Source organism: Tistrella sp. (assembly GCF_002684955.1).
In the GTDB taxonomy this organism is placed as follows: domain Bacteria; phylum Pseudomonadota; class Alphaproteobacteria; order Tistrellales; family Tistrellaceae; genus Tistrella; species Tistrella mobilis.
Genome location: NZ_NYWI01000028.1, coordinates 41746 through 66633 on the forward strand (window position 1 = coordinate 41746; position 24888 = coordinate 66633).

Sequence of the window (24888 nt, forward strand, 5' to 3'; positions counted from 1 at the left end):
GCGGTTGTCCGTTTTTTTATAGCCGAAGCCGGTCCATGTGTCGACGGGTGAAACCCGCCCCGGACGCAGGGGGCCGGTGGCGGCCCTTGTCGGGTGCCGGGCTCTCGCGCTAGGGTCGGCCGGCCCGCATGCGCCCTTGCGGCCAACCCCCTTCTGCCGAGCTGCCCGATGACCAGATCCCGCCAGCGGACCCCCGACGACCGCCCCGACGCAGCGGCCGACGACGAGATCGCCGGTGCCACGCCGATGATGGCCCAGTATCTGGCGGTCAAACGCGAGCATCCGGGCTGCCTGCTGTTCTATCGCATGGGCGATTTCTACGAGCTGTTCTTCGACGATGCGATCGAGGCGGCGCGCACGCTGGACATCACCCTCACCCGCCGCGGCCAGCACAAGGGGGAGGACATCCCCATGGCCGGCGTGCCGGTGCATGCGGCCGAGCACTACCTGTCGCGGCTGATCCGCGCCGGCCACAGGGTGGCGATCTGCGAGCAGACCGAGGATCCGACCGAGGCCCGGCGCCAGCGCGGGTACAAGGCCCTGGTCCGGCGCGAGGTGGTGCGCGTCGTCACCCCGGGCACCATCGTCGAAGACACGCTGCTCGATGCCCGGCGATCGAACAATCTGGTCGCCCTCGCCCGGGCCGACAATCGTCTGGCGCTGGCCTGGGTCGATGTCTCGACCGGCGAGTTTGCGGTGACCGGCATCGAGATGGCGGCGCTGGCGGCCGAGCTTGCGCGGCTGGAGCCCTGCGAACTGGTGGTCGCCGACCGGCTGCTTGAACGGCCCGAGATCGCGGCCGCCCTGGCCGAACTCGGCCCCGCCCTCACGCCGCAACCCACCGCCCTTTTCGACCCCGGCGCCGCGACGAAGCGGGTGATGGAGCATTACGGTGTCGGCGCCCTCGACGCCTTCGGCATCGAAAGCCGCGCCGAGGCCGCCGCCTGCGGCGCGCTGATCGACTATGTCACCCTCACCCAGAAGGGCCGCGTGCCGCATCTGTCGCCGCCCCGGCGCGAGGGTGTGGAGACGGTGATGGCGATCGATCCGGCCACGCGCCGCAGCCTCGAGATCGTCCAGACCATGGCAGGCGAGCGTCGCGGCAGCCTGTTGGGGCTGATGGATCTGACGGTGACCGGCGGCGGTGCCCGGCTGCTCGCCCGCCGGCTGTCGGCGCCGCTGACCGACCCGGAAGCGATCGGCGCCCGGCTGGATGCGGTCGCCCATCTGCTCGACGACGACCTGCTCTCGGAAGAGCTGCGCGACCTGCTGGGTGGCATGCCCGATCTGGAGCGCGCCCTGCAGCGACTGTCGCTCGGCCGCGGCGGCCCCCGCGACCTGCGCGCCATCGGCGACGGTCTTTTCCGGGCCGGCGAGATCCGCGACCGGCTTCTTGAAGACGGCAAGGGTTTCGGCGACCTGCCCGAGGAACTGGCCCGGGGCCTTGCCGCCCTCGGCTCTCATGGCGCGCTGGCGCACCGGCTGCGCACCGCCATCGAGGCCGAACCGCCGCTGCTCGCCCGCGATGGCGGCTTCATCGCCCGTCAGTTCGATCCGGCGCTCGACGAGCTGCGCTCGCTTGCCACCGAAGGCCGGCGCCATATCGCGGCGCTTGAAGGCGAATGCCGCCGCGACACCGGCATCGCCTCGCTCAAGGTCAAGCACAACAACGTGCTGGGCTTTTTCATCGAGGTCACCCCTGCCCATGCCGACAAGCTGGCCGGGCGCGACGGCTTCATCCACCGCCAGACGCTGGCCAATGCGGTGCGCTTTACCACCGTCGAACTCGGCGAGCTGGAAACCCGCCTCACCCGTGCCGCCGATCAGGCCCTCGCCGCCGAGCTTCAGGCCTTCGAACAGCTGACCGCCGAGGTGGTCGCGGCTGCCGACGGGATCGCCGCAGCCGCAGCAGCCCTGGCGGTGATCGACGTCTCGGCCGCGCTCGCCGAACTCGCCCGCGCCCGCAACTATGTGCGCCCCGACATCGACCGCAGCACCGCCTTCGCAATCGAGGGCGGCCGCCATCCGGTGGTGGAAGCCTTCGTGGAGGCAAGCGGCGGTGGCCGCTTCGTCGCCAATGACTGCGATCTGGGGGGGCCGGCAGGACAGGCGGGGGATGACGGCAGGCCCGGTCTCTGGCTGCTGACCGGCCCGAACATGGCCGGCAAGAGCACCTTTCTGCGCCAGAACGCCCTGATCGCGGTGATGGCCCAGGCCGGTAGCTTCGTGCCGGCGACCCGCGCCCGGATCGGCGTGGTCGACCGGCTGTTCAGCCGTGTGGGTGCGGCCGACGACCTTGCCCGCGGCCGGTCCACTTTCATGGTCGAGATGGTCGAGACCGCGACGATCCTCAATCATGCCGGTCCCCGGGCGCTGGTGATCCTGGACGAAATCGGCCGCGGCACCTCCACCTGGGACGGTCTGTCGATCGCCTGGGCGGTGGTGGAGCATCTGCACGACGTCAACCGCTGCCGCGGGCTGTTCGCCACCCATTATCATGAACTCACCGCCCTTTCGGCCCGGCTCGACCGATTGTCCTGCCACACCATGCGGATCAAGGAATGGCAGGGCGAGGTGGTGTTCCTGCACGAGGTGGCCGCCGGTGCCGCCGACCGGTCCTATGGCATCCATGTCGCCCGGCTCGCCGGCCTGCCCAAGCGGGTGATCCGCCGGGCCGAGGCCGTGCTGGGCCAGATCGAGCGTGGCGAGGCCGGCTCTCCGGCCGCAAAACTCGCCGACGATCTGCCGCTGTTCGCGAGCCTCCGCCTGCCGGAACCGCCGCCGGCGCCGGCGGCACCGGACCCCAATCCGGAAGCCGAGGCGGCGCTGGCGCTTCAGGCCCGTCTTGCCGCCCTCGACCCCGACGATCTCACCCCCCGCGCCGCGCTGGAGCTGGTCTACCGGCTCCGGCGCGAGGCGCGGGGAGAGGCCCCCGGGGAAGGCGACGTGGCGGAAGGCGATCAGGCCGTCGGCAGCCTGTAGTCTTTGAAGGCCTCCCGCAGCTTGATCTTCCAGATCTTGCCGGTGGCGGTGTGGGGCAGTTCATCCAGCACCACCACGTCGTCGGGCATCCACCAGCGCGCGATGCGCGGCTCCAGATGGGCCAGCACATCCTCGCGCGTCAGCTCGGCGCCCGCCCGCGGGGTGACGATCAGCAGCGGCCGTTCCTGCCAGCGCGGATGCGGCACGCCGATCACCGCCGCCTCCAGCACGCCCGGATGGGACACGGCCTCGTTCTCGATCTCGATCGAACTGATCCATTCGCCGCCCGACTTGATGACATCCTTGGTCCGGTCGGTGAGGCGCAGATAGCCGTCGGCATCGATGGTGCCGACATCGCCGGTCGGGAACCAGTTCCGATCGTCGACCGCCAGCCCGTCGCGGCCGAAATAGCCCTTCACGATCCAGGGGCCGCGGACCTGGACATTGCCGGGCGTCCTGCCGTCATGGGCAACCGGTGTGCCCGCCTCGTCGACGATCCGGACCTCGGTGCCATAGACCGGCCGGCCCTGGGTCAGGCGCAGGCTGCGCAGCGCCTCTTCGTCCAGCCCCTCATGCTTGGCCAGCGGCAGGGCCACGGTCACGATCGGGCTGGTCTCGGTCATGCCCCAGGCATGAATCATGGTCACGCCAAGCTCGCGATCAAAGCGTTCCATCAGCGCGCGCGGCAGGGCACTGCCACCCACGAAGACCCGCTTCAGCCGGGTCGGCCGGTCCTCGGGGTGCTGGTCCAGATGCTGGAGATAGGTCACCCACACCGTGGGAACGCCGCCGCTGACCGTGACCCCCTCGCCGTTGATCAGCTCCACGATGCTCGCGGGATCGAGTTTCGAGGCGGGGAAGACCAGCTTCGATCCGGCCATGGCCGCGGCATAGGGCACGCCCCAGGCATTGGCGTGGAACAACGGCACCAGCACCAGGATCGTCTCTGCCGCAGACGCTGCGATGGTGCTGTCGACCGAACAGCTGATCAGTCCGTGCAGCACGGTGGAGCGGTGGCTGTAGAGCACGCCCTTGGGATTGCCGGTCGTGCCCGAGGTATAGCAGAGCACCGCGGCCGCGTTCTCATCCAGCTGCGGCCAGTCATATTCCGTGGGCTGGACGGCGATCAGCGTCTCGTAGCAGAGCGCACCGGGCAGGCTGGTCTCGGGCATATGGGCGTCGTCGGTCAGGATGACCCAATGGGTCACGCCGGGCAGATCGGCGGCGACGCTTTCCGCAACCGACACCAGGTTCAGGTCGACGAACACCACCCGGTCGTCGGCATGGTTCATGATGAAGGCGACCTGATCGCGGAACAGCCGCGGATTGACCGTGTGCAGGACCGCGCCCGAGCCCGAAACGCCGAAATAGAGTTCGTAGTGGCGATGGGTGTTCCAGGCCAGCGTCGCAACCCGGTCCCCCTCGGCGATGCCAAGTGCCGCCAGAGCATTGGCCACCTGCCGTGCCCGGGCTGCGACCTCGCCATAGCTGGTGCGGAGGATCGGGCCTTCATTGGTGCGGGTGACGATTTCCGTGGCGCCATGGGCCCGCGCCGCATGCTCGATGATCGACGAGATCAGCAGCGGCATGTCCTGCATAAGTCCGTTCACGTGAACCTCCCTGGAGCGGGTGGATTCGTGACGCCCACCCTGGTCTTTCTTCGTGTCGCCGCACCGGACTCCGGTGCATTTTTCATGATGCAACGCAATAGATTGCTGCGATGCAGGGAAGACAACCGGGTTCCTTCCGGCATTCTGCCTGATCAGGCCGCTGTTTTCTTGGCCGCAGATGCGGTCCCGCGGTTTTCGTTGCAGGGATACTTGACGCCTGAACCCATGGGCATATACCTTACCCATGAGTAAATAATCTAACAACAGTTAGAATAAGGAACCGCCATCCACCCGGACCGGCGGCTCCGGTGGCACGCGCGGGCCCCTGGTTTCGCGCCGGAACCCATCGTCCTGGGGAGGACATCCATGACGTCTCGCTGGAAGACCGCGATCGCTGCGGCCGCTCTGATGCTGTTCCCTGCGGCCGGTCAGGCGCAGGTTTCCGACGATGTGGTCCGGATTGCGGTCATGAACGACCGCAGCGGTGCCTATGCCGATTTCGGCGGGGAAGGCTCGGTCGCCGCCGCCCGGCTCGCGGTCGAGGATTTCGGTCCCACCGTGCTCGGCAAGCCGATCGAGGTGATCTCGGGCGACCACCAGAACAAGCCTGATCTGGGCGTCTCGCTCGCCCGGCGCTGGGTGGATACCGAAGGCGTCGACATGATCATCGACTTCGGCAACTCGGCGGTCTCGCTCGCGGTGCAGGATCTGACCGCGGGCCGGCGCGTGGTCATGCATGTCAGCTCGGCCTCGGATGCGCTTTTCGGCCCGCGCTGCTCGCCCACCGGCTTTCTGTGGAACTACGACACCACGGCCATCGCCAATGCCATCGGCAAGGCCTCGGTCGAGGCCGGCAATGACAGCTGGTTCTTCATCACCGCGGACTATGCCTTCGGCCATGCCATGGAGGCGCAGCTCACCCGGGTGATCACCGCGGCAGGCGGCAAGGTGCTGGGCCAGGTGCGCCATCCGGTCGGCAATACCGATTACAGCTCCTTCGTGTTGCAGGCCCAGGCATCGGGGGCGAAGATCATCGCCCTGCTGAATGCCGGCGGCGACACCACCAACACCATCAAACAGGCCGCCGAATTCGGCCTGGTCGCGGGCGGGCAGAAGCTGGCCGGCACCACATTCTATATCCTGAACGTCCATGCCCTGGGGCTGGAAGCCGCACAGGGCCTGCAGGTGGTGACGCCGTTCTACTGGGATCGCAACGACGCCTCGCGCGACTACACCCGTCGCTGGCGGGCGGCGATGAAGACCGACAAGGCCCCCACGCACAACCATGCCGGCGTCTACAGCGCCACCCTCTCCTACCTCAAGGCCATCCAGGCGGCCGGCACCGACGAGGCGATGGCGGTGTCGAAGAAACTCAAGGAACTGCCGGTCGACGACTTCTTCGGCGAAGGCGCCCATGTCCGCGCCGACGGGCGGATGATGAAGGACCTGTTCCTGGTGCAGGTCAAATCGCCGGCCGGATCGAAGGCCCCCTGGGACTATTACACCGTGCTGAACCGCATTCCGGCCGAACAGGTCGTCCGGCCGATGTCCGAAGGCGGCTGCCCGCTGGTGGCCGGCGCCTCCTGAGGCTCATCTGCGGAACCCGATCCCACGCGGAAGATTTCTTAACCACGGATGGCGTATCCCGTCGGGATCGATGATCCCGACGGGCGGACCTGCCCGAAGGGCCGGTCTTCTTGTCGCTTGTCCCCCCGCGCAGACGGCCGGATAGTGTCGTCCCTCTGACCCGTCCGGCCCGGACGGGTGACAGGGATGTTCGCATCTGGCTGGTCCAGCGACGAGGAACGGGATGAACGGGCAAGGACGTTTGGCACGGTTGCTGGCACCCCAGATCCTGCGGCCGGCCGCAGCGATCGCGATGTTCGCCGTGTTCGGGCTGGCGCTCTGGGTGATCCATTACGAAACCCGGACCATGTCCTTCGAGGACATCCGCGCCGCAATCGGCAATGTCGGCATGATCGACGTCGCCGCCGGCTGCGGGCTGACGGCGCTGTCCTTCCTGATGCTCATCGGCTTCGATGCGCTGGCGCTCAGATCCTCGGGGATCAGGGTGCCGTTTTCGCGCATCGCCTTTGCCGCCTTCTGCGCCCAGGCGATCAGCCATACGGCCGGTTTTGCCGCCCTGACCGGTACCTCGGTCCGGCTGCGCGTCTATGGCAATGCCGGCGTGCCGCCCGCCGCCGTGGCGAAGCTGATGGTGTTCTGCGCCACCGCCTTCACGCTGGGCGCCGTCACCCTGGGCGGGCTTGCCGGGCTGTTCGAAGGGACCAGGGTCGCAGCCGCGCTCAACCTGCCTGAAGCCGTGGTCCATCTGGCCGGCATTCTGGCGCTGGCGGCCTTTCTGATCTATGCCACGGCATCCGCGCGGGGGGCCGGCATCCATGTCCGCAGCTGGCGGATCGCCGTGCCGGCCCTGCCGGTCACGATCGGCCAGACCCTGCTCGCGATCGGCGATCTGATCGCTGCCGGTGCGGTGCTCTGGGTGCTGCTGCCGGCAGATCTGCCGCTGTCTTTCCCGGCCTTCCTGGGCCTCTATGTGGTCGCGATCGTGGCGGGCGTGCTGGCCCATGTCCCGGCGGGGCTCGGCGTGTTCGAAGGCATCGTCCTGCTCTTCCTGCCCGGCGTGCCGGCACCGGAAGTGCTGGGCGCGCTGGTGGTCTATCGTTTCGTCTACAACCTGGTGCCGCTGATCCTGGCCGCCACCCTGATCGCGCTCGCCGAGGCCGGCCGGGCGGCCGGGCGCATGGCGCCGGCGATCCGTCGGGCCGGGGCCGGTGCAGCCCAGATCGCGCCCATCGCCTTTGCCCTGCTCGCCATCGCCTCCGGTGCCGTTCTGCTCGCCTCGGCCGCGACCCCCGCCGCCACCGGCCGGCTCGATCTGCTGGACGGCCTGCCGCTGGTCGTGGTGGAAGCCTCGCATCTGGCCAGCGGCGTGGTCGGCCTGCTGCTGCTGGTGATCGCCCGCGGCCTCGCCCGCCGGGTGGATGCCGCCTGGATGGCCGCCACCATTCTTTCAGGCCTGGGCGCCGTCCTGTCGCTGCTCAAGGGCTGGGACTGGGAAGAGGCGATCCTGCTTGCCGTCGTGGCCGGCCTCCTCATTCTCGCCCGTCGGGCCTTCTATCGCCGCGGCTCGCTGCTGCGCCAGCCGATGACGCCGGCCTGGGTGGGCGCGCTCGCCATGATGGTGGGCGCGGCCGCCTGGCTCGCCTGGTTCTCGTTCCGTCACGAAGCCCTGTTCTCCCAGGGCCTGTTCACCTTTGCGCTTGAAGCCGAGGCGCCGCGCAGCCTTCGGGCGACGGTCGCGGTGCTGGCGCTCGGGCTGGTGCTGTTCGCCGCCCGCCTCTTCGCCCCGGTCCGTGCCCGCCCCGGCCCCCCCACCGAAGAAGATCTGGTTCAGGCCGAACGGATCGTCGCGACATCCACCTCCAGCACCGCCCAGCTCGCCTTCACCGGCGACAAGAGCTTCATCTTCTCGGAATGCGGCGACGCTTTCGTGATGTATGCCGCCTCGGGCCGCTCGCTCGTCGCCATGGGCGATCCGGTCGGGCCGCGCCACGCCTGGGCCAATGTCGCCTGGATGTTCCGCGAACTCTGCGATGCCCATGGCGCGATCCCGGTCTTCTACCAGGTCTCGGCCGAAGCCCTGCCGCTCTATCTCGATCTGGGCCTCAGGATCGTGAAGCTGGGCGAGGAGGCGGTGGTGCCGCTCGCGCAGTTCTCGCTCGACGGCAAGCCGCGGGCGGAGCTGCGCTATGCCCATCGCCGCGCGATCAAGGACGGCGCCAGTTTCGAGATGCTGGCCCCGGGCGAGGCGCGGCTGCTGATGCCCGAGCTGCGCAAGGTCTCGGATGTCTGGATGGAGCAGCGTCAGGCGCGCGAAAAGCGCTTCTCGCTCGGCCGGTTCGAGCCGGCCTATCTGAACCACTGCCCGATCGCAGTCGTCCGCCAGAACGGCCGGATCGTCGCCTTCGCCAATCTCTGGCCATCGGCCGGGCACGAGGAAATGGCGCTCGATCTGATGCGCCATCTGCCCGATGCGGGCTATGGAATCATGGACTACCTGATGGTGGAGATCATGCTCCACGCCCGTGATGCCGGCTGGAAGTACTTCTCGCTGGGCATGACCCCCCTCGCCGGCCTGCCCGACAACCCGCTCGCCTCGGCCTGGAGCCGGGTCGGCACCTTCATCTACGAACACGGCGAGGGCATCTACAACTTCCAGGGACTGCGCCGCTTCAAGCAGAAATTCCTGCCCGACTGGCGGCCGCGCTACCTCGCCTCGCCTGGCGGCACCGCCCTGCCGCAGGTCGGGCTCGACGTCGTCGCACTCATCTCGGGCGGCATCAAGGGGGTCATCGGACGATGATCTGGCGGTCGCTGCGCCGGGTGGCGCATCTTGCAGTGCTGGCCCTGCTCTGCGCCGTCCATGGCGGCGCCGCGCAGGAACCCGAACACGATACGATCCGTACCGACTGGCTGGTCGACGAACCGGCCGACGGCGCACAAGGCCCCCATGCCCGGGATCTGGCGGTGATCATCTCGGGCGATGGCGGCTGGGCCGATCTCGATCGCGATCTCGCTGCCCGGCTGGAAGCCCGCGGCGTCGCCGTGCTCGGCGTCGATGCGCTGCATTATTTCTGGACCCGCCGCACCCCCGACGAGGTGGCCCGCGAACTGGCACCGCCGATCGCCGATCGGATGGCCCGCTGGAAGCGCGACCGGCTGATCCTGATCGGCTTTTCCTTCGGCGCCGGCATCCTGCCCGATGTCGCAGCCCGGCTGCCCGGGGATCTGATCGACCGCTCGGTTCTGGCGGTGATGCTTACCTCCAACACCTGGGCGAACTGGGAGGTGCATCCGGGCGACTGGCTTCTGGACGAGCCGCACAAGGAATCGACCGATGTGGTGGCGCCCGCACTGGCGCTCGCCCATCCGCCGATCGTCTGCGTCTACGGCACCGACGAGACCGATGTCTCGGCCTGCCCCAAACTCACCGGCCATGCGACGGTCATTCCCCTGCCGGGCGGTCATCATTTCGACGGAGATTACGATCGTCTGGCCGATCTTGTGCTTGCGCATGTCGATGCCACCCCAACCGTCGCCGAGGCCGAAGCCGCCGCGGCGAAGTGAGCGCATCTCCGTCAACGTTGCCGTTGATCCCGACCCGTCTCCGGCGCAAAACTGTTGCCGCGGCCCCGCCGCACCCGGCGACCGATGGAGACCCCGCCCGCATGAGCAGCACCCGCAATCGCACCCCGGATCCCCAGGCCGTCTGGATCCTGGATCTGGTCAAGGCATCCGAACGCGACCCCTATCCGAAAATGGGGGTAGAGGCGGCGCGCCGGATGTTCGACGAGGTGGTGGTGCTGCTGGATCTGCCCCGGGCGGAACTGCCCGTGGTCGAGGATCATACCCTGCCGGGGCCTGACGGCACCGATCTGCCGGTCCGGCTCTACCGGCCGGCGGCTCTCGATCCCGATGCGCCCCCTCTGCCGGCCCTGCTTTACATTCACGGCGGTGGCTGGACCATCGGCAGCCTGAACGCCTATGACCGGCTCTGCCGCCATATCGCGGCGGCGGCCGGCATTGCGGTCGTCTCGCTGGATTATCGCCTGGCGCCGGAACATCCCTTCCCGGCAGCGGTCGACGACGCGATCGCCGCCTGGGCCGCCCTGCCCGGGGCGGCCGCCCGCTTCGGCATCGATCCCGAGCGTCTTGCGATCGGCGGCGACAGCGCCGGCGGCAACCTGTCGGCGGTGGTGGCGCTTGCGGCCCGGGACGACGGCATGCATCTGCCCCGGCTGCAATGGCTGGTCTATCCGGCCACCGACCTCGCCCATCGTCACCCCTCGCGCGACGATTTCGCCGAAGGGTATCTGCTCGACGACGCCACCATCACCTGGTTCCTGGACCAGTACCTGCCCGACCGGACGGCCGCCGTCGACTGGCGGGCCTCGCCGCTCAGGGCCACGGATCACCGTGGCCTGCCGCCGGCGCTGATCGTCACCGCCGGGTGCGATCCGCTTGCCGACGAAGGCCAGGCCTATGCCGAGGCACTCAGCCGGGCGGGTGTCGCGGTCGAACACCGGGTCTATCCCGGCATGCTGCACGGTTTCATCAACACAGCGGGCGCGCTCGATCAGGCGCGCGACGCCGTCGCCCGTTCCATCGATGCGCTCAAGGCCGCATTGCGCGGCTGACGCCGACCGGAGACCCCCATCGTGAACGCACCCCTGGCCGCAGGCACCTCTGCCGGCGACGCGCTGATCGCCTATGTCGACGCCCTGACCCAGGGCCGCTATGACGCCACGCCCCCCGCGGCGAACGACCCGCTGGGCCTGGCCATTCTCCGCCTCGGCGCCCGGCTTGCCGAGCAGGCCCGTGAAGACACCGATCGCATCGTCGGTGCGTGCATCGATTCGGCCGAAGCCAGTGTGGGCGTGGTGCATGCCGTGGCGGCCGCCCGCGACCTGGAGGCGCGCACCGCCGGCGCCGCCTCGGCCGTGGCCGAACTTGCCGCCAGCGGCAACCGGGTGCGCGAGGGCGGGCGCCGGGCCGCAGAAGCGGCGGCCGTCGCCAATGAACAGGCAGAGGCCGGCGTGCGCCAGCTGCGTGCCTCGGCCCGGTCGGTCGCGACGCTCGCCGACGGGGTCACCGCGGCGGCCGGCCGGGTGGATGCCCTGGCGGCGGCATCCGAGCAGATCGACGCCATCGTCGGTTCGATCGAGGCGATCGCCCGTCAGACCCGCCTGCTGGCGCTGAACGCCACCATCGAGGCCGCCCGCGCCGGAGAGGCCGGCAAGGGCTTCGCGGTTGTGGCATCGGAAGTGAAGAACCTGGCCCAGCAGACCGCTGCCGCCACCGACGACATCCGCTCGCGCATCGACGGGCTGCGCAGCGAAATGGCCGCGATCGTGGCGGTGATGGGCGATGGTGCCCGCGGCGCCGCCGAAGGCCGGGCCGCGATCGACGGGCTCGGCCGCGAGATCGAGGCCCTGGGCCGCGGCATTGCCGATGTTTCGCGCCAGATGGCCGAGATCGCGGGCGAGATCGACAGCCAGGGTGTGGCATCCGACCGTCTGGCCGGCGACATTGCGGCCCTGGCAGGCCTTGGTGCCGACAACCGCGCCGGCATCGAAGCCGTGGCCGACGCCCTCGACCATCTGGAAGGCCGCATCGGCCCGGCGCTGCAGGCACTGGCCGGCCGGCATTTCCCGGATCAGGTCGTGCGTCTGGCCAAGGCCGATCACGCCCTGTGGAAGAAGCGTCTGGCCGCAATGGCGACCGGCCGGGCGAAGCTGTCGGAAAGGGAACTGACCGATCACCATTCCTGCCGGCTGGGCCGCTGGTATTACGGTGACCAGTCTGCCGCCTGGAGGGGAGACGCAACTTTCCGCGCCCTGGAAAAGCCGCATGCGGCCGTCCACGACCACGGCCGCGAGGCGGCAAGGGCGATGGCGGCCGGTCGGCCGCGCGATGCCCTGGCGGCCCTGGACCGGCTGACCAGCGCATCAGGCGAAGTGTTGCAGCTTCTGGAACGTATGGCGCCAGAGGGTCGGCCGACCGGGCGGAACTGACCGCCACATTCCGGAAAACTGTTGACTATCAAGGGCTCCGACCACATCGTGTGCGGGCGGAAACGGGTTTGTGCCGGCGCAGGAGCCGCGGCCGGCATGCCCGACCTGCGGGTCTGTCATTTTGCATGACGCACCTCCCGTTCCGCCCGCGCAGGCGGGTGCTGCGGGTTCCGGGCCTACCCGGCATAAGCGGCCCTCCACATGCGTGAGCACCTGGCATGCCCCGACTGTCCCGCCGTCTGCGCGCCATCCTGGCATCCGGCCTCCGTCCGCTGTTGCTGATCGCGTTTATACTTGCGGGTTTTGCCACATATTCAGACGCCGCCACACCGGTGCAGCAGCCGTCGCCGGTCCGCCTGGGCGTTATGAAGGGGCCGGAGACCGAAGTCGCCGAGGTGGTGAAGACGGTCGCCGCGGGCAAGGGCCTGACGGTGGAGCTTGTCACCTACACCGATTACAGCGAGCCCAATGCGGCGCTGGCGCGCGGCGAGATCGACGCGAACGCCTTCCAGCACCGGCCCTTCCTGGAGGCGGAGATGGTCGCCAAGGGCTATGACCTGGTCTCGGTCGGCTACACCATGGTCCAGCCGATGGGCATTTATTCCCGGACCTACAAACAGCTGCGCGACCTGCCGGATGGTGCCCGGATTGCGATCCCGGAAGACCTGAGCAATGGCGGCCGCGCCCTGCGCCTTCTGGCCGAGCGGGCGATGATCGGCCTGGCACCGGGGGCGAAGCTCACGCCCACGCCCAAGGACGTGATGATCAACACCCGCAGGTTCCAGTTCGTCCAGCTGCCGGCCGATCAGGTCGCCGGCGCCATCGATCTGGTGGATGCGGCGGCGATCAACGGCAACTACGCCCGGGCCGCCGGTCTTGATCCGCGCCGCGACACCATCGCGGTCGAAAACCGACGCAGCAACCCGTATGGCAACATCCTGGTCGTCCGCCGGGCGGATCAGGACCGGCTCGAGATCCACACCCTGCTCGAAGCCTTTCAGTCGCCCGAGGTTGCAGCCTTCCTGAACACGCGTTTCGAGGGCGCCTTCCTCCCGGCCTGGTGAGCGGACGCATACCAGCGTCAGCATCCAGCCTGCGTCCGAAAATAACATTATATTTTCGTATATATTTTTGCGTTGACTGTACTAAGTGTGGAATACATCGTTCCCACACGCTGTTCCGCGATATCATCGGAATGGGCCCGGCATTGCCTCTTCGCCGGTCGTTCTTCTCCCCGCAGGACCACCGCACAGGACCGCCATCATGTTCCGCTCCTTCGCCCAGCCGCGGCCCCGGCGCAAAACCGCCCTCGAAGATGGTCGCCGCCGCCTGTTCACCGCCATTCTGGGGCTCGCCGCCCTGGTCGCCGCCTTTGCCGCCGGCGGTCTCGCCGCCCGGGCGGCCGGGACCGAAACCGTCCGGCTGGGCGTCATCGCCGGCGCGGAAGAGGAAATCGCCGAGGTCGTGAAGCAGGTCGCCGCCCGCGACGGGCTGGATGTCGAAATCGTCACCTTCCAGGATTACGTGCTGCCGAACGAGGCGCTGGCCGCCGGGGATCTGGATGCCAATGCCTTCCAGCACCAGCCCTATCTGGATGCCCAGATCGCGGCCCATGGCTATGACATCGTCAATGTCGGCTACACCATCGTCGAGCCGATCGGGATCTATTCCACCCGGGTGAAGCGCCTGGCCGACCTGGCCGAGGGCGCGAAGCTCGGCATCCCCAACGACCCGTCGAATGGCGGCCGGGTGCTGAACCTGCTGGCCCGCGAAGGCATGATCGAACTGGCCCCCGGCAAGGGGCTCACCCCCACCCTGCTCGACATCACCGCCAATCCGAAGAAGCTTGAGATCGTCGAACTGGATGCCGCCCAGCTGCCGCGTGCGGTGCCCGACCTGGATGCGGCGGCGATCAACGGCAACTACGCTCATGACGCCGGTTTCGACCCCACGAAGGATGCGATCGCGATCGAAAGCCGGGCCGACAACCCTTATGGCAATTTCGTCGCCGCGCGGGCGGCCGATGCCCAGGCGCCGCGGATCCGCAAGCTGGTGGCCGCCTATCAGTCCGACGAGGTGAAGGCCTTCCTGGCCGAGCGATTCAAGGGCGCGATCCTGCCGGCCTGGTAGGCCCGCCCGCCCGCACGGCTCCGATTTCACCACGCAGGATCCAGGGGGTGACGGCGCCTCGCCTCCGCCCCATCTCTCAGGTAGTCTGACAAGGCCGGCCGCCCGTTAGGGGACGACCGGCCTTCGCCGTTGCACGAGGATCCCCCGCCCCCGTCGCACATACCGCCGCCGTATCGCCGACATCCGAGGCCCCGATCCACATGACCGCCATCCGCAACAAGAGGCAGATCATCCACCGTCGTGCCCTGATGGCCGACATCGAGCAGCAGGTGGAGGAGACGGGCAAACCGGTCGAAAAGCTCCGGCGCGAGATCCTGGGCATGCTGAAGGAGCATCTGGCGAAGGGGCGGGAAGAGATCCGCAAACGCTTCGACGCCGGGGCCGACGGCGCCCATGTGGTGCGCGAGAACTGCTATCTGATCGATCAGATCGTGCGCACCCTGTTCGATCTGGCGACCACCCATGTCTATCCGGTCGCCAACCCCACCTCGGCCGACCGGTTGTGCCTGGTGGCGATCGGCGGCTATGGCCGCGGCGAGCTGGCACCGCATTCCGATGTCGATCTGCTGTTCCTGATGCCCTACAAGCAGACCCCGCGCGGCGAGCAGGTGGCGGAATACATCCTCTATCTGCTCTGGGATCTGGGGCTCAAGGTCGGCCATGCGGTGCGCTCGGTCGACGAATGCATCTCGCGGGCGCGCGGCGACATGACCATCCGCACCAGCCTGCTGGAAAGCCGCCAGCTTTGTGGCGAGATGGTGCTGTACGAGGATCTGCGCCGTCGCTTCGCCACCGACATCATGGTCGGCACGGCGGGCGAGTTCATCGAGGCCAAGCTCAACGAGCGCGACGAGCGCCACCGTCGGATGGGCGACAGCCGCTACGTGCTGGAACCCAACGTCAAGGAAGGCAAGGGCGGGCTGCGCGACCTCCACACCCTGTTCTGGATCGCCAAATACTCCTACCGCGTCCACAACCTGTCGGACCTCGTCGAGCAGAAGGTCTTCACCGCCGGCGAATACCGGCGCTTCGCCAAGGCGCAGAACTTCCTGTGGACGGTGCGCTGCCACCTGCACTACCTGGCCGGCCGCCCCGAGGACCGCCTGACCTTCGACGTCCAGACCGAAATCGGCCGGTTGATGGGCTATGCCGACCGGCCGGGCGTGCGCGGGGTCGAGCGCTTCATGAAGCACTATTATCTGGTCGCCAAGGATGTGGGCGACCTGACCCGGATCCTGTGCGCGGCGCTGGAAAGCGCCAATCAGCGCCAGCCCAAGATCCGCATGCCCAGCATCCTGATGCGGCGCGAGATCGACGGCTTCCGGATCGAAGGCGGCCGGCTGACACTCGCGAACCGCCACGAACTCGCCGAACAGCCGATCAAGATGCTGAAGCTGTTCCGGGTGGCCCAGAGCCGCGAGATGGACGTCCATCCGCAGATCCTGCGCTGGATCACCCAGAACCTGAAATACATCGACGACGGCGTGCGCGAGGATCCGTCGGCCAACCAGGTCTTCCTCGACATCCTGACCTCGCCCAAGGATCCGGAGGCGACGCTGCGCCACATGAACGAGGCCGGTGTCTTCGGTCGCTTCATTCCGGATTTCGGCCGCGTCGTCGCCCAGACCCAGCACGACATGTACCATGTCTATACGGTCGACGAGCACACCATCCGGGCGATCGGCATCCTGTCGGGGATCGAGAAGGGCAACTTCCCCGACGAACTGCCGCTCGCGACCCGGATCGTGCACGAGGTGCTGTCGCGCCGGGTGCTGTATATGGCGGTGCTGCTCCACGACATCGCCAAGGGGCGCGGCGGCGATCATTCCGTGCTGGGAGAAGAGGTCGCCCGCAAGCTCTGCCCCAGGGTCGGCCTGACGCCCGAGGAAACCGAGACCGTCGCCTGGCTGGTGCGCTGGCACCTGCTGATGAGCGCGGTCGCCTTCAAACGCGACATCGAAGATCCGAAGACCGTCCACGACTTCGCCGATCAGGTCCAGTCGATGGAGCGGCTGCGCCTGCTGACCGTGCTGACGGTCGCCGATATCCGTGCCGTCGGCCCCAATGTCTGGAACGGCTGGAAGGGCACGCTGCTGCGTGAACTCTATTATCGCGCGGCCGAACAGCTCTCGGGCGGCCATGTCGAGGGGCTGAATCGTGCCGGCCGGATCCAGGCGGTGCAGGACAAGCTGCGCGAGCGCCTGGCCGACTGGACCGGTGCCGCCTTCCAGGCCCATGTCGAGCGCATGCCCGGATCCTATTGGCTGGCCCATGATGCCGAGGTGCTGGAACGCCATGCCCGCCTGGTCGCCAAAGCCGACCGCCAGGGTCCGGCGCCGCTGGTGATCGACGTCGCCCCCGACCGCTTCCGGTCCGTGGCTGCGATCACGGTCTATGCCCCCGATCATCACGGCTTGTTCGCCGGCGTCGCCGGTGCCATGGCGCTGGCCGGCGGCAACATCGTCGATGCCCGCATCGTCACCACCACCGACGGCATGGCGCTCGACACTTTCTGGGTGCAGGACTCCGACCGCTCCGCCTATGACGACGAGGTCCGGGTCGCCAGGATGCGCGATCTGGTCGGGCGGACGCTGTCGGGCGAACTCAGGCCCGCCAAGGCGCTGGCTGCCCGGCGCGACGGGCCCAAGCGCACCGATGTCTTCCAGGTCACCCCCCGGGTGCTGATCGACAACCGCGCGAGCAACACCCAGACGGTCATCGAGGTGACCGCCCGCGACCGGCCGGGCCTGCTGTTCGCGATCACCAGCGTGCTCTCGGATCTGGCGCTCACCATCTCGTCGGCCCATGTCGCGACCTATGGCGAGCGGGCGGTCGACACCTTCTACGTCAAGGACGTGTTCGGCCTGAAGATCACCCATCAGGGCAAGCTGACCCGGGTGCGGGAAGAACTGCTGGCCGCACTCGATGCGGCGGGGCCGGTGATCGCCGATGACGGCACCATCCGCAGCACCGCCACCGCCGCCGGCGACGCCGCCGAATGATCGGCCACGGGGCGGCCCTGGGGCGGCCCCGTCGTCCCATTGATGCCCCTTCCCGCCGGACGCGGTTTCGGATACACCCGCACCTCATGAACCTGATGCGCGCCGCGGCCACGGTGGGTGGCCTCACCATGATGTCGCGGATCCTCGGATTCGCGCGCGATGTCCTCGTGGCCGGCCTGCTGGGTGCGGGTGCGGCGGCGGACGCCTTTTTCGTGGCCCAGAAGCTGCCGAACCTGCTGCGGCGCATGTTCGCCGAAGGCGCGTTCAGCGCCGCCTTCGTGCCGATCTACAACCGCATCCGGGTCGAAAGCGGCCCGGCCGCGGCCCATGCTTTCGCCGAAGCCGCCCTGTCGGTTCTGGTCTGCAGCCTGCTGGTGATCCTGCTTGCGGCCCAGGCGGCGATGCCCTGGGTGGTGACGGTTTTCGCCCCCGGCTTTTCGGGCGACCCTGAGAAATTCAACCTCGCCGTTGATCTCGCCCGGATCGTCTTCCCCTATATCGTGTTCATCTCGGCCGTGGCCCTGGTCGGGGGCGTGCTGAACTCGCTCGGCCGGTTCGGCGCCTTTGCCGGCGCACCGGTGCTGTTCAACCTCTGCCTGATCGCCGGTTGCGTGGTCTCGTTGCAGCACTGGGTCGATGCCGATCCGGCGGTGGTCCAGGCCTGGGCACTGATGCTGTCGGGCGTGGTGCAGCTGGGGGCGATGCTGGTCGCGGCCAACCGGGCCGGCGCCGAACTGCGCTTCCGCCTGCCACGGCTGACGCCCGAGGTGAAGCGCCTGCTGAAGGTTGCGGCACCGGCGGCGCTGGGCGCCGGCGTCTATCAGGTTAACGTGCTGGTCGACACCATGATCGCCTCGCTGCTCGCGGAAGGCACGGTGTCGGCGCTCTATTATGCCGACCGGCTGGTGCAGCTGCCGCTGGGTGTGGTCGGCATCGCGGTCGGCACCGCCCTGTTGCCGCTGCTCTCCACCCGGATCAAGGAAGGCGCGCTCGACGACGCCCGCAACCACATGAACCGGGCGATGGAGATGACCCTGCTGGTGGCGCTGCCGGCCCTGGTCGGCCTAGCCACCCTGGGCATGCCGATCGTCGCCACCCTGTTCGAACGCGGCGCCTTCACCCCTGAGGCCACCACCCGCACCGTCGAGGTGATGACCGTGCTCGCCTTCGGCCTGCCGGCCTTCGTGCTCGCCAAGGTGTTGAGCCCGGGCTTCTATGCCCGCGAGGATACCGCCACCCCCACCCGCTATGCGGTGGTGGCGCTGATCGCCAATGTGGTGCTGAACCTGGCCTTCATGCAGCCCCTGGCGCATATGGGCATCGCGCTTGCGACGGCGCTCTCGGCCTGGATCAACGTCTTCCTGCTTGCCCGCCGGCTCAACCGCGACCGGCTTCTGGTGGGCGATGCCCGGCTGCGCCGCACCCTGCCCAGGATCCTGCTCGCCAATCTGCTGTTCGCGGCCGCCATCCTGGGCGTGCTCGAAGCGCTGCCGCCCTTCGGCACCATGCCCCATGCCGCCCGGGTGCTCTGGCTCACCCTGCTGATCGGCGCGACCATCCCGGTCTATGTGGCATTCAGCCTGATCACCGGCGCCGCGCACCTGCAGGATTTCAAAGGCATGCTACGCCGCCGCAAGCGCTGACCGTCATCGGGCGGTCACATGCCTGCCGTGCAAACTTCATGATGTAAACGTTTACCCACGGATCGATCTGCCGCATTCTCTGGGGGACGAGAGATGACCGATCCCCCGCCGGAGGTCTCGAGACCCATGTCCCCCACCATCCGCGACGTCGCGCTCAAGGCCGGCGTGTCGGTCGCCAGCGTGTCACGCCTGCTGAACGGTACCGGTCGTGTCGGTGCCGAGACTGCGGCGCGCATCCGCCAGGCGGTGGAAGATCTCGGCTTCCGGCCGAACGGGCTGGGCCGCAGCCTCAAATCCCAGCGCAGCCGGCTGATCGGGGTGATGATCCCGTCGCTGGCCAACCCGGTCTTCGCCGATGCGGTGGCCGGTATCGAAACCGCCGCCCGCGCCGCCGGCTTCACCCTGCTTTTCGGTGTCTCGGGCTATCACGCCGAGGAAGAGGTCCGCGCGGTCGAGGCGCTGCTGGCCTACCGGGTCGACGGCATGATCCTGACCGTCACCGACCCCGCCGGCAGCCAGGCGCTCGACGCCCTCGAAGCCGCCCGGGTGCCGCATGTCCTGGTCTACAACCAGCCGACCCCCGGCCGGGCACCGACGGTCACGGTCGACAACGAGGATGCCGGTCGGGCGGTGGCCCGCCATTTCGCCGGGCTCGGCCATCGGCGGCTGGGCATGATCACCGGGGCGCTCGGCGGCTCGGACCGCGCTGCGGCGCGGCTGCGCGGCTTTCTGGCCGGTGCGGCCGAAGCCGGGCTGCCGGCGCCTGCCGTGCGCGAGGTGGAATTCGAGACCCCGGACCCGGATGCCGCCCTCGACGCCATGGCTGCCGGACCGGGCGGCCTGCCGACGGCGCTGTTCTGTTCGAACGACTGGCTGGCCATCGCCACGATCGGCGCCCTCGCCCGCCGCGGCCTCGCCGTCCCCGGCGATGTGGCGGTGACCGGTTTCGACGGCATCGCGGTCGGCGCCCATCTGACGCCCCCGCTTGCCACCATCGTCCAGCCCTCGGCCGAGATGGGCCGGCAGGCGGCCCTTCGGCTGATCGCCATGCTCGGCGAGGCAGAGGGCCAGGCGGGCGATCTGATCCTGCCCTTCACCTTCAGGCCCTCAGGCCCCCAGGCCGGACCGGCCTCTCCCCATTCCGGGCGCCCCAGAGAAGAGCGCGCGGACACGATGTGACCGGAACGGCGGGACGCACTGCCAGGCACATTCCCGCCGCCCCGGTCGCCACCGACCACGACGCCAACGAGGACACGTCGACCCATGATCGGTACCGCTCTGAAATCCGTGGCCGCTGCGGCCGGGCTGATCCTAGCCGCCGCCACGATCCCCGCGCAAGGCGCCGCCGCCGCGGACGCCATCTGCTACAATTGCCCGCCCGAATGGGCGGACTGGGCGTCGCAGCTGGCGGCGATCAAATCCGACCTGGGGCTGGACGTGCCCCATGACAACAAGAATTCGGGCCAGACCCTGGCCCAGCTTGCGGCCGAGCGCGCCAATCCGGTTGCCGATGTCGCCTATTACGGCGTCTCCTTCGGCATCCAGGCCGCCGAACAGGGGCTGGTGGAGCCCTACCGCCCGGCCGGTTTCGACGAGATCGACCCCGGTCTCAAGGCCGCGGACGGCAGCTGGTTCTCGATCCATTCGGGCACGATCGGCCTGTTCGTGAACAAGGCCGCGCTGGGCGACCTGCCGGTGCCGCAGAGCTGGGAAGACCTGCTCAACCCGCAATATGAGGGCATGGTCGGCTATCTGGATCCGACCAGCGCCTTCGTCGGCTATGCCGGCGCGGTTGCGATCAACCGTGCCTTCGGCGGCGATTTCACCAACTGGCAGCCGGGCATCGACTTCTTTAAGAAGCTGGCCGGCAACGACCCGATCGTGCCCAAGCAGACCTCGTATGCCCGGGTTCTGTCGGGCGAGATCCCGATCATGATCGACTACGACTTCAACGCCTATCGCGCCCGCTACAAGGACAAGGGCGACATCGAATTCGTGATCCCGAAGGAAGGTACGCTGGTCGTCCCTTACGTGATGAGCCTGGTCAAGGGTGCGCCGCATGCCGATAACGGCCGCAGGATCCTGGACTTCGTGCTCTCGGAAAAGGGCCAGTCGCTCTGGGCCAATGCCTATCTGCGCCCGGTGCGCGAGGTGAAGCTGCCGGCCGAGATCGAGGCCCGCTTCCTGCCCGCCGCCGATTACGCCCGGGCAAAGCCGGTCGATTATGCCGCGATGGCGGCAGGCCAGAAGGCCTTCGCCGAAACCTATCTCGCCGAGGTGAAGTGACGGCCGTCCAGGGCCGCCCGGTTTCACCCCGCCCATGATCCACGGCCCGCCGGCAAGATGCCAGCGGGCCGCCTTTTCACGTGGAACACCGACCGATGTCATCCGTCTCGGGCCGCGAGACCCCGCGTCTGGTCCTGATGCTGCTGCCGGCCGGGATCGTGCTCGCCGCCTTCCTTCTGGTGCCGCTGGTCCGTCTCGCCGTTGCCGGCGCCTCGGGGCCGGACGGCATCGCGGCCTATTTTTCGATCCTGACCAACCCCCGCCATGGCCACGACACGGTGATGACCTTCATCCTCGCCGTCACCGTCACGCTGGCCGCCCTGGTGGTGTCGACCATCGCCGGGCTGTTCCTGGCCCGCCATGTCTTCCCGGGCCGGTCGGCGCTGATCGCCATGCTCACCTTCCCTCTCGCCTTTCCGGGCGTGGTGGTGGGCTTCCTGGTGATCATGCTCGGCGGCCGGCAGGGCCTCGCCAATCTGGTCTCGAAGGCGCTGACCGGCGACCGGCTGGTCTTCGCCTATTCGGCCGCCGGCCTGTTCGTGGGCTATCTCTATTTCTCGATTCCGCGGGTGATCCTGAACGTCATGGCCGCGGCCGAAACGCTGGATCCGTCCCTGCCCGAGGCCGCCCGCTCGCTGGGTGCCGGGCCGGTCAGGGTGTTCCTCTCGGTCACCCTGCCGGCGCTGATGCCGGGGCTGATCGCCAGCGGCGCGATCTGCTTCGCCACCGCCATGGGCGCCTTCGGAACCGCCTTCGCGCTCGCCACCGACATCGCGGTGCTGCCGATGACCATCTACACGGAATTCACCCTGCAGGCGAACATCGCCGGCGCCTCGGCCCTGGCCCTGGTGCTGGGGCTGATCACCTGGGCGACCCTGTTCATCGCCCGCACGCTCGGCGGCCGCGGTGCGGCTGCGGGGGGCGGCTGATGGCCATGCGACGCGGACATCCACGCGGGGCGGGCTTCTGGGGCGGCCTCGCCTTCACCCTTCTGGTCGCCGCCTTCATGATCGTGCCGGTGGTGCTCTCAGGCCTTGCCGGCGTCACGGTCAACTTCTTCCGCGGCCTGGAAAGCGGCCTCACCCTCGACTGGGTGGCAGAGGTCTGGCGGCTTTACGCCGACACGATCTGGCGGTCGATCTGGCTGGCCTTCGCCACGCTCGCCATCACCGCGGTGATCGGCGTGCCGGCGGCCTATGCCCTGGCCCGCCGACCGGGGCCGCTTGCCCGCGCGATCGAAGAGACCGTCGCCCTGCCGATCGCGATCCCGGGCCTGGCGCTGGCGCTCGGCCTGCTGCTGACCTGGGGTGGTGCCGGCAGCTTCCGTATGTCGAGCGGCTTCGTGCTCGCCGGTCATGTGATCTACACCCTGCCCTTCATGCTCCGCTCGGTGATCGCGGTAATGGTGGCGACCGACATGAAGACGCTGGAGGAAGGCGCCGCCAGCCTGGGCGCCGGTTTCCTGCGCCGCTTCCTGACCGTGATCGTGCCCAATGCCTGGCCGGGCGTGCTGGCCGGCGGGCTGATGGTGGTCACGCTGTCGATCGGCGAATTCAACCTCACCTGGATGCTGCACACCCCGCTGACCAAGACCCTGCCGGTGGGTCTGGCTGACAGCTATGCCTCGATGCGGCTGGAAATCGCCAGCGCCTACACCCTCGTCTTTTTCGTGATGATCGTGCCGCTGCTGGTCGCCATGCAGCTGGCCGGACGCCGTGGCCGGAAGGACCACCGATGACGACTGATACCGCTTCCTCGGGCGCCACCGCGGTCGAACTCCGCGGCTGCGCCCGCACCTGGCCCGACGGCACCCGGGCGCTGACGCCCATCGATCTCGACATTCCCGCCGGCCGCACCGCCGTGCTGCTCGGCCCGTCCGGCTGCGGCAAGACCACGCTGCTGCGGATCATCGCCGGGCTGGACCGCCCCGACGCGGGCGGACGGGTGCTGTTCGACGGCGAGGACGTCACCCGGCTGCCGATCGAGGCGCGCGAGGTGGGCATGGTCTTCCAGTCCTACGCGCTTTTCCCCAATCTCACCGTGCGCGGCAACGTCGCCTATGGGCTGAAGGTCCGGCGCCTGCCCCGGCGCGAGATCGACAGCCGGGTCGACGAGATGCTGGCGCTGATGCGGATCGACGCCCTGGCCGATCGGCGGATCGACCAGCTGTCGGGCGGCCAGCGCCAGCGCACGGCGCTTGCCCGCGCCATCGCCGTCCGGCCGCGCCTGCTGCTGCTCGACGAGCCGCTGACCGCGCTCGACGCCGCCCTGCGCGAGCATCTGCGCACCGAGATCGACGCTCTGCTGCGCAGCCTGCACATCACCGCCGTCTACGTCACCCACGACCAGGCCGAGGCGATGGTGCTGGGTGACGAGATCGTGGTGATGAATGCCGGCCGCATCGCCCAGCGCGGCACCCCGCGCGAGATCTATCACGCGCCCGCCGACGATTTCGTCGCAGGCTTCGTCGGCACCATGAACCGCGCGGTCGACGACCGGGGCGAGACCCTGCTCTTCCGTCCGGAAGACGCCCGGCTGACCGCCCCCGGGGACGGGCTGCTGACCGGCACGGTCGCCGTCTGCCATTTCCTGGGGGATCGCTGCCGGCTGAAGCTCTCAGGCCCCGCAGGCGAAAGCTGGATGGTCGAAACCACCGCCCGCGCCGATCTGCCCGAGACCGGTACCCTGCTCGGCATCGACGTGCCCGCCGCCGCCCGCATCCGCCTTGGAGCCTGAGCCCCCATGCTGATCGCCCAGCTGACCGACACCCATCTGAAGCCCGGCGGCCGGCCGGCCTATGGCCGGGTCGATACTGCCGGCCTGCTGACGGCGGCCGTGGACTACGTCAATGCCTTCGTGCCCGAGGTCGACGCCGTCATCCTCTCGGGCGACCTCACCGACACGGGGTCCGCCGCCGAGTATGCCGTGCTCCGGCCGCTGCTCGACCGGATCAGGGCGCCCTGGTACGCCGTACCCGGCAATCACGATCGTGCCGACGAGATGCGCACCGCCTTTGGGGATGTGGTGCCCTATGTCGACGCGGCCGATTTCGCCGCCTGCCTGATCGATCACCTTCCGGTGCGGCTGATCGGGCTCGACAGTTCGGTCGCAGGCGTGCCCTGGGGCATGGTCGGCGCGGCGCAGCTCGCCTGGCTCGACCGGGTGCTGACCGCCGGTGCCGGGCGGCCGACCCTGGTCTTCGTCCATCACCCGCCCTTCGAGACCGGCATCGGCCATATGGACGTGCAGAATCTGAAGGACGGCGCCGAGCTGATCGCGGTCCTCCGCCGCCATCCCCAGGTGCTGCATCTCGCCTGCGGCCATGTCCATCGCGCCATCGACACCGTGCTCGACGGGGTCGCGGTCTCGATCGCCCCCAATGCCGCCCATGCGGTGACGCTGGATCTGACCCTGGGCGGGCCCTCCACCTTCACCATGGAACCGCCGGCGATCCGTCTCTTCCGCTTCACCCCGCCGCGGCTGCTGGTCAGCCATCTGGCCTATCCGGGCCGGTTCGACGGCCCCCACCCCTTCTTCGATGCGACGGGCGGGCTGATCGACTGATCCGTCAGGAGGCTCCAGGCCTGCACCTGCCAGCCTGTGACGGGTGCGCCGTCACAGGCTGTAAATATCTCCA

The 24888-nt window shown here is 68.8% G+C and carries 17 protein-coding genes; 16 read left to right on the top strand and 1 reads right to left on the bottom strand.

The annotated features are described in order from the left end of the window. Positions 1 to 168: 168 nt before the first annotated feature. On the top strand, positions 169 to 2982 hold the full coding sequence (gene mutS, locus CMO28_RS06960) for a DNA mismatch repair protein MutS (protein WP_296711592.1): 2814 nt from the start codon (positions 169 to 171) through the stop codon (positions 2980 to 2982). On the opposite strand, the gene CMO28_RS06965 is transcribed toward mutS, so the two are convergent. Next, on the bottom strand, positions 2961 to 4592 hold the full coding sequence (locus CMO28_RS06965; RefSeq protein ID WP_322111303.1) for a long-chain-fatty-acid--CoA ligase: 1632 nt from the start codon (positions 4590 to 4592) through the stop codon (positions 2961 to 2963). The genes mutS and CMO28_RS06965 overlap by 22 nt on opposite strands. A gap of 366 nt (positions 4593 to 4958) precedes the next feature. Here CMO28_RS06965 and CMO28_RS06970 point away from each other — a divergent pair, with 366 nt between their 5' ends. The 15 genes from CMO28_RS06970 (at position 4959) to CMO28_RS07040 (ending at position 24815) form a co-directional block, all read left to right on the top strand. After that, entirely contained in the window at positions 4959 to 6179 is a 1221-nt protein-coding gene (locus tag CMO28_RS06970; protein WP_296711595.1) for an ABC transporter substrate-binding protein, read from the top strand. A 250-nt stretch (positions 6180 to 6429) separates the two neighbouring features. Continuing rightward, positions 6430 to 8979, top strand: a complete 2550-nt coding sequence (mprF, locus tag CMO28_RS06975) for a bifunctional lysylphosphatidylglycerol flippase/synthetase MprF (protein ID WP_296711597.1) — start codon at positions 6430 to 6432, stop codon at positions 8977 to 8979. Further along, positions 8976 to 9743, top strand: a complete 768-nt coding sequence (locus tag CMO28_RS06980; protein WP_296711600.1) for an AcvB/VirJ family lysyl-phosphatidylglycerol hydrolase — start codon at positions 8976 to 8978, stop codon at positions 9741 to 9743. Before mprF ends, CMO28_RS06980 begins: the two co-directional genes overlap by 4 nt. 101 nt (positions 9744 to 9844) lie before the next feature. Beyond that, on the top strand, positions 9845 to 10813 hold the full coding sequence (locus tag CMO28_RS06985; protein ID WP_062766850.1) for an alpha/beta hydrolase: 969 nt from the start codon (positions 9845 to 9847) through the stop codon (positions 10811 to 10813). Positions 10814 to 10834: 21 nt separating this feature from the next. Next, positions 10835 to 12190 (top strand): methyl-accepting chemotaxis protein, encoded by a 1356-nt coding sequence (locus tag CMO28_RS06990; protein WP_296711607.1) that lies wholly within the window; start codon positions 10835 to 10837, stop codon positions 12188 to 12190. Between the two features lie 218 nt (positions 12191 to 12408). Further along, entirely contained in the window at positions 12409 to 13254 is an 846-nt protein-coding gene (locus CMO28_RS06995) for a MetQ/NlpA family ABC transporter substrate-binding protein (RefSeq protein ID WP_296711614.1), read from the top strand. 199 nt (positions 13255 to 13453) lie between these two features. Beyond that, positions 13454 to 14320: a MetQ/NlpA family ABC transporter substrate-binding protein gene (locus tag CMO28_RS07000; protein ID WP_296711616.1), complete on the top strand. Its 867-nt coding sequence runs from the start codon at positions 13454 to 13456 to the stop codon at positions 14318 to 14320. A 194-nt stretch (positions 14321 to 14514) separates the two neighbouring features. Next, positions 14515 to 17322 carry a [protein-PII] uridylyltransferase gene (locus CMO28_RS07005; protein WP_372021211.1) on the top strand — a complete coding sequence of 936 codons (2808 nt, stop codon included), beginning with the start codon at positions 14515 to 14517 and terminating at the stop codon, positions 17320 to 17322. Between the two features lie 86 nt (positions 17323 to 17408). Beyond that, on the top strand, positions 17409 to 18965 hold the full coding sequence (murJ, locus tag CMO28_RS07010) for a murein biosynthesis integral membrane protein MurJ (protein WP_296711620.1): 1557 nt from the start codon (positions 17409 to 17411) through the stop codon (positions 18963 to 18965). A 126-nt stretch (positions 18966 to 19091) separates the two neighbouring features. Next, positions 19092 to 20144, top strand: coding sequence for a LacI family DNA-binding transcriptional regulator (locus CMO28_RS07015; protein WP_296711623.1), 1053 nt, complete (start codon positions 19092 to 19094; stop codon positions 20142 to 20144). 84 nt (positions 20145 to 20228) lie between these two features. Then, positions 20229 to 21251: an ABC transporter substrate-binding protein gene (locus CMO28_RS07020; protein ID WP_062766865.1), complete on the top strand. Its 1023-nt coding sequence runs from the start codon at positions 20229 to 20231 to the stop codon at positions 21249 to 21251. Between the two features lie 95 nt (positions 21252 to 21346). Beyond that, positions 21347 to 22180: an ABC transporter permease gene (locus tag CMO28_RS07025; protein WP_296711630.1), complete on the top strand. Its 834-nt coding sequence runs from the start codon at positions 21347 to 21349 to the stop codon at positions 22178 to 22180. A gap of 5 nt (positions 22181 to 22185) precedes the next feature. Beyond that, positions 22186 to 22989, top strand: a complete 804-nt coding sequence (locus CMO28_RS07030) for an ABC transporter permease subunit (protein ID WP_296711661.1) — start codon at positions 22186 to 22188, stop codon at positions 22987 to 22989. Further along, on the top strand, positions 22986 to 23987 hold the full coding sequence (locus CMO28_RS07035; RefSeq protein WP_062766870.1) for an ABC transporter ATP-binding protein: 1002 nt from the start codon (positions 22986 to 22988) through the stop codon (positions 23985 to 23987). Before CMO28_RS07030 ends, CMO28_RS07035 begins: the two co-directional genes overlap by 4 nt. Positions 23988 to 23993: 6 nt before the next feature. Next, positions 23994 to 24815, top strand: a complete 822-nt coding sequence (locus CMO28_RS07040) for a phosphodiesterase (RefSeq protein ID WP_296711635.1) — start codon at positions 23994 to 23996, stop codon at positions 24813 to 24815. Positions 24816 to 24888: the final 73 nt, after the last annotated feature.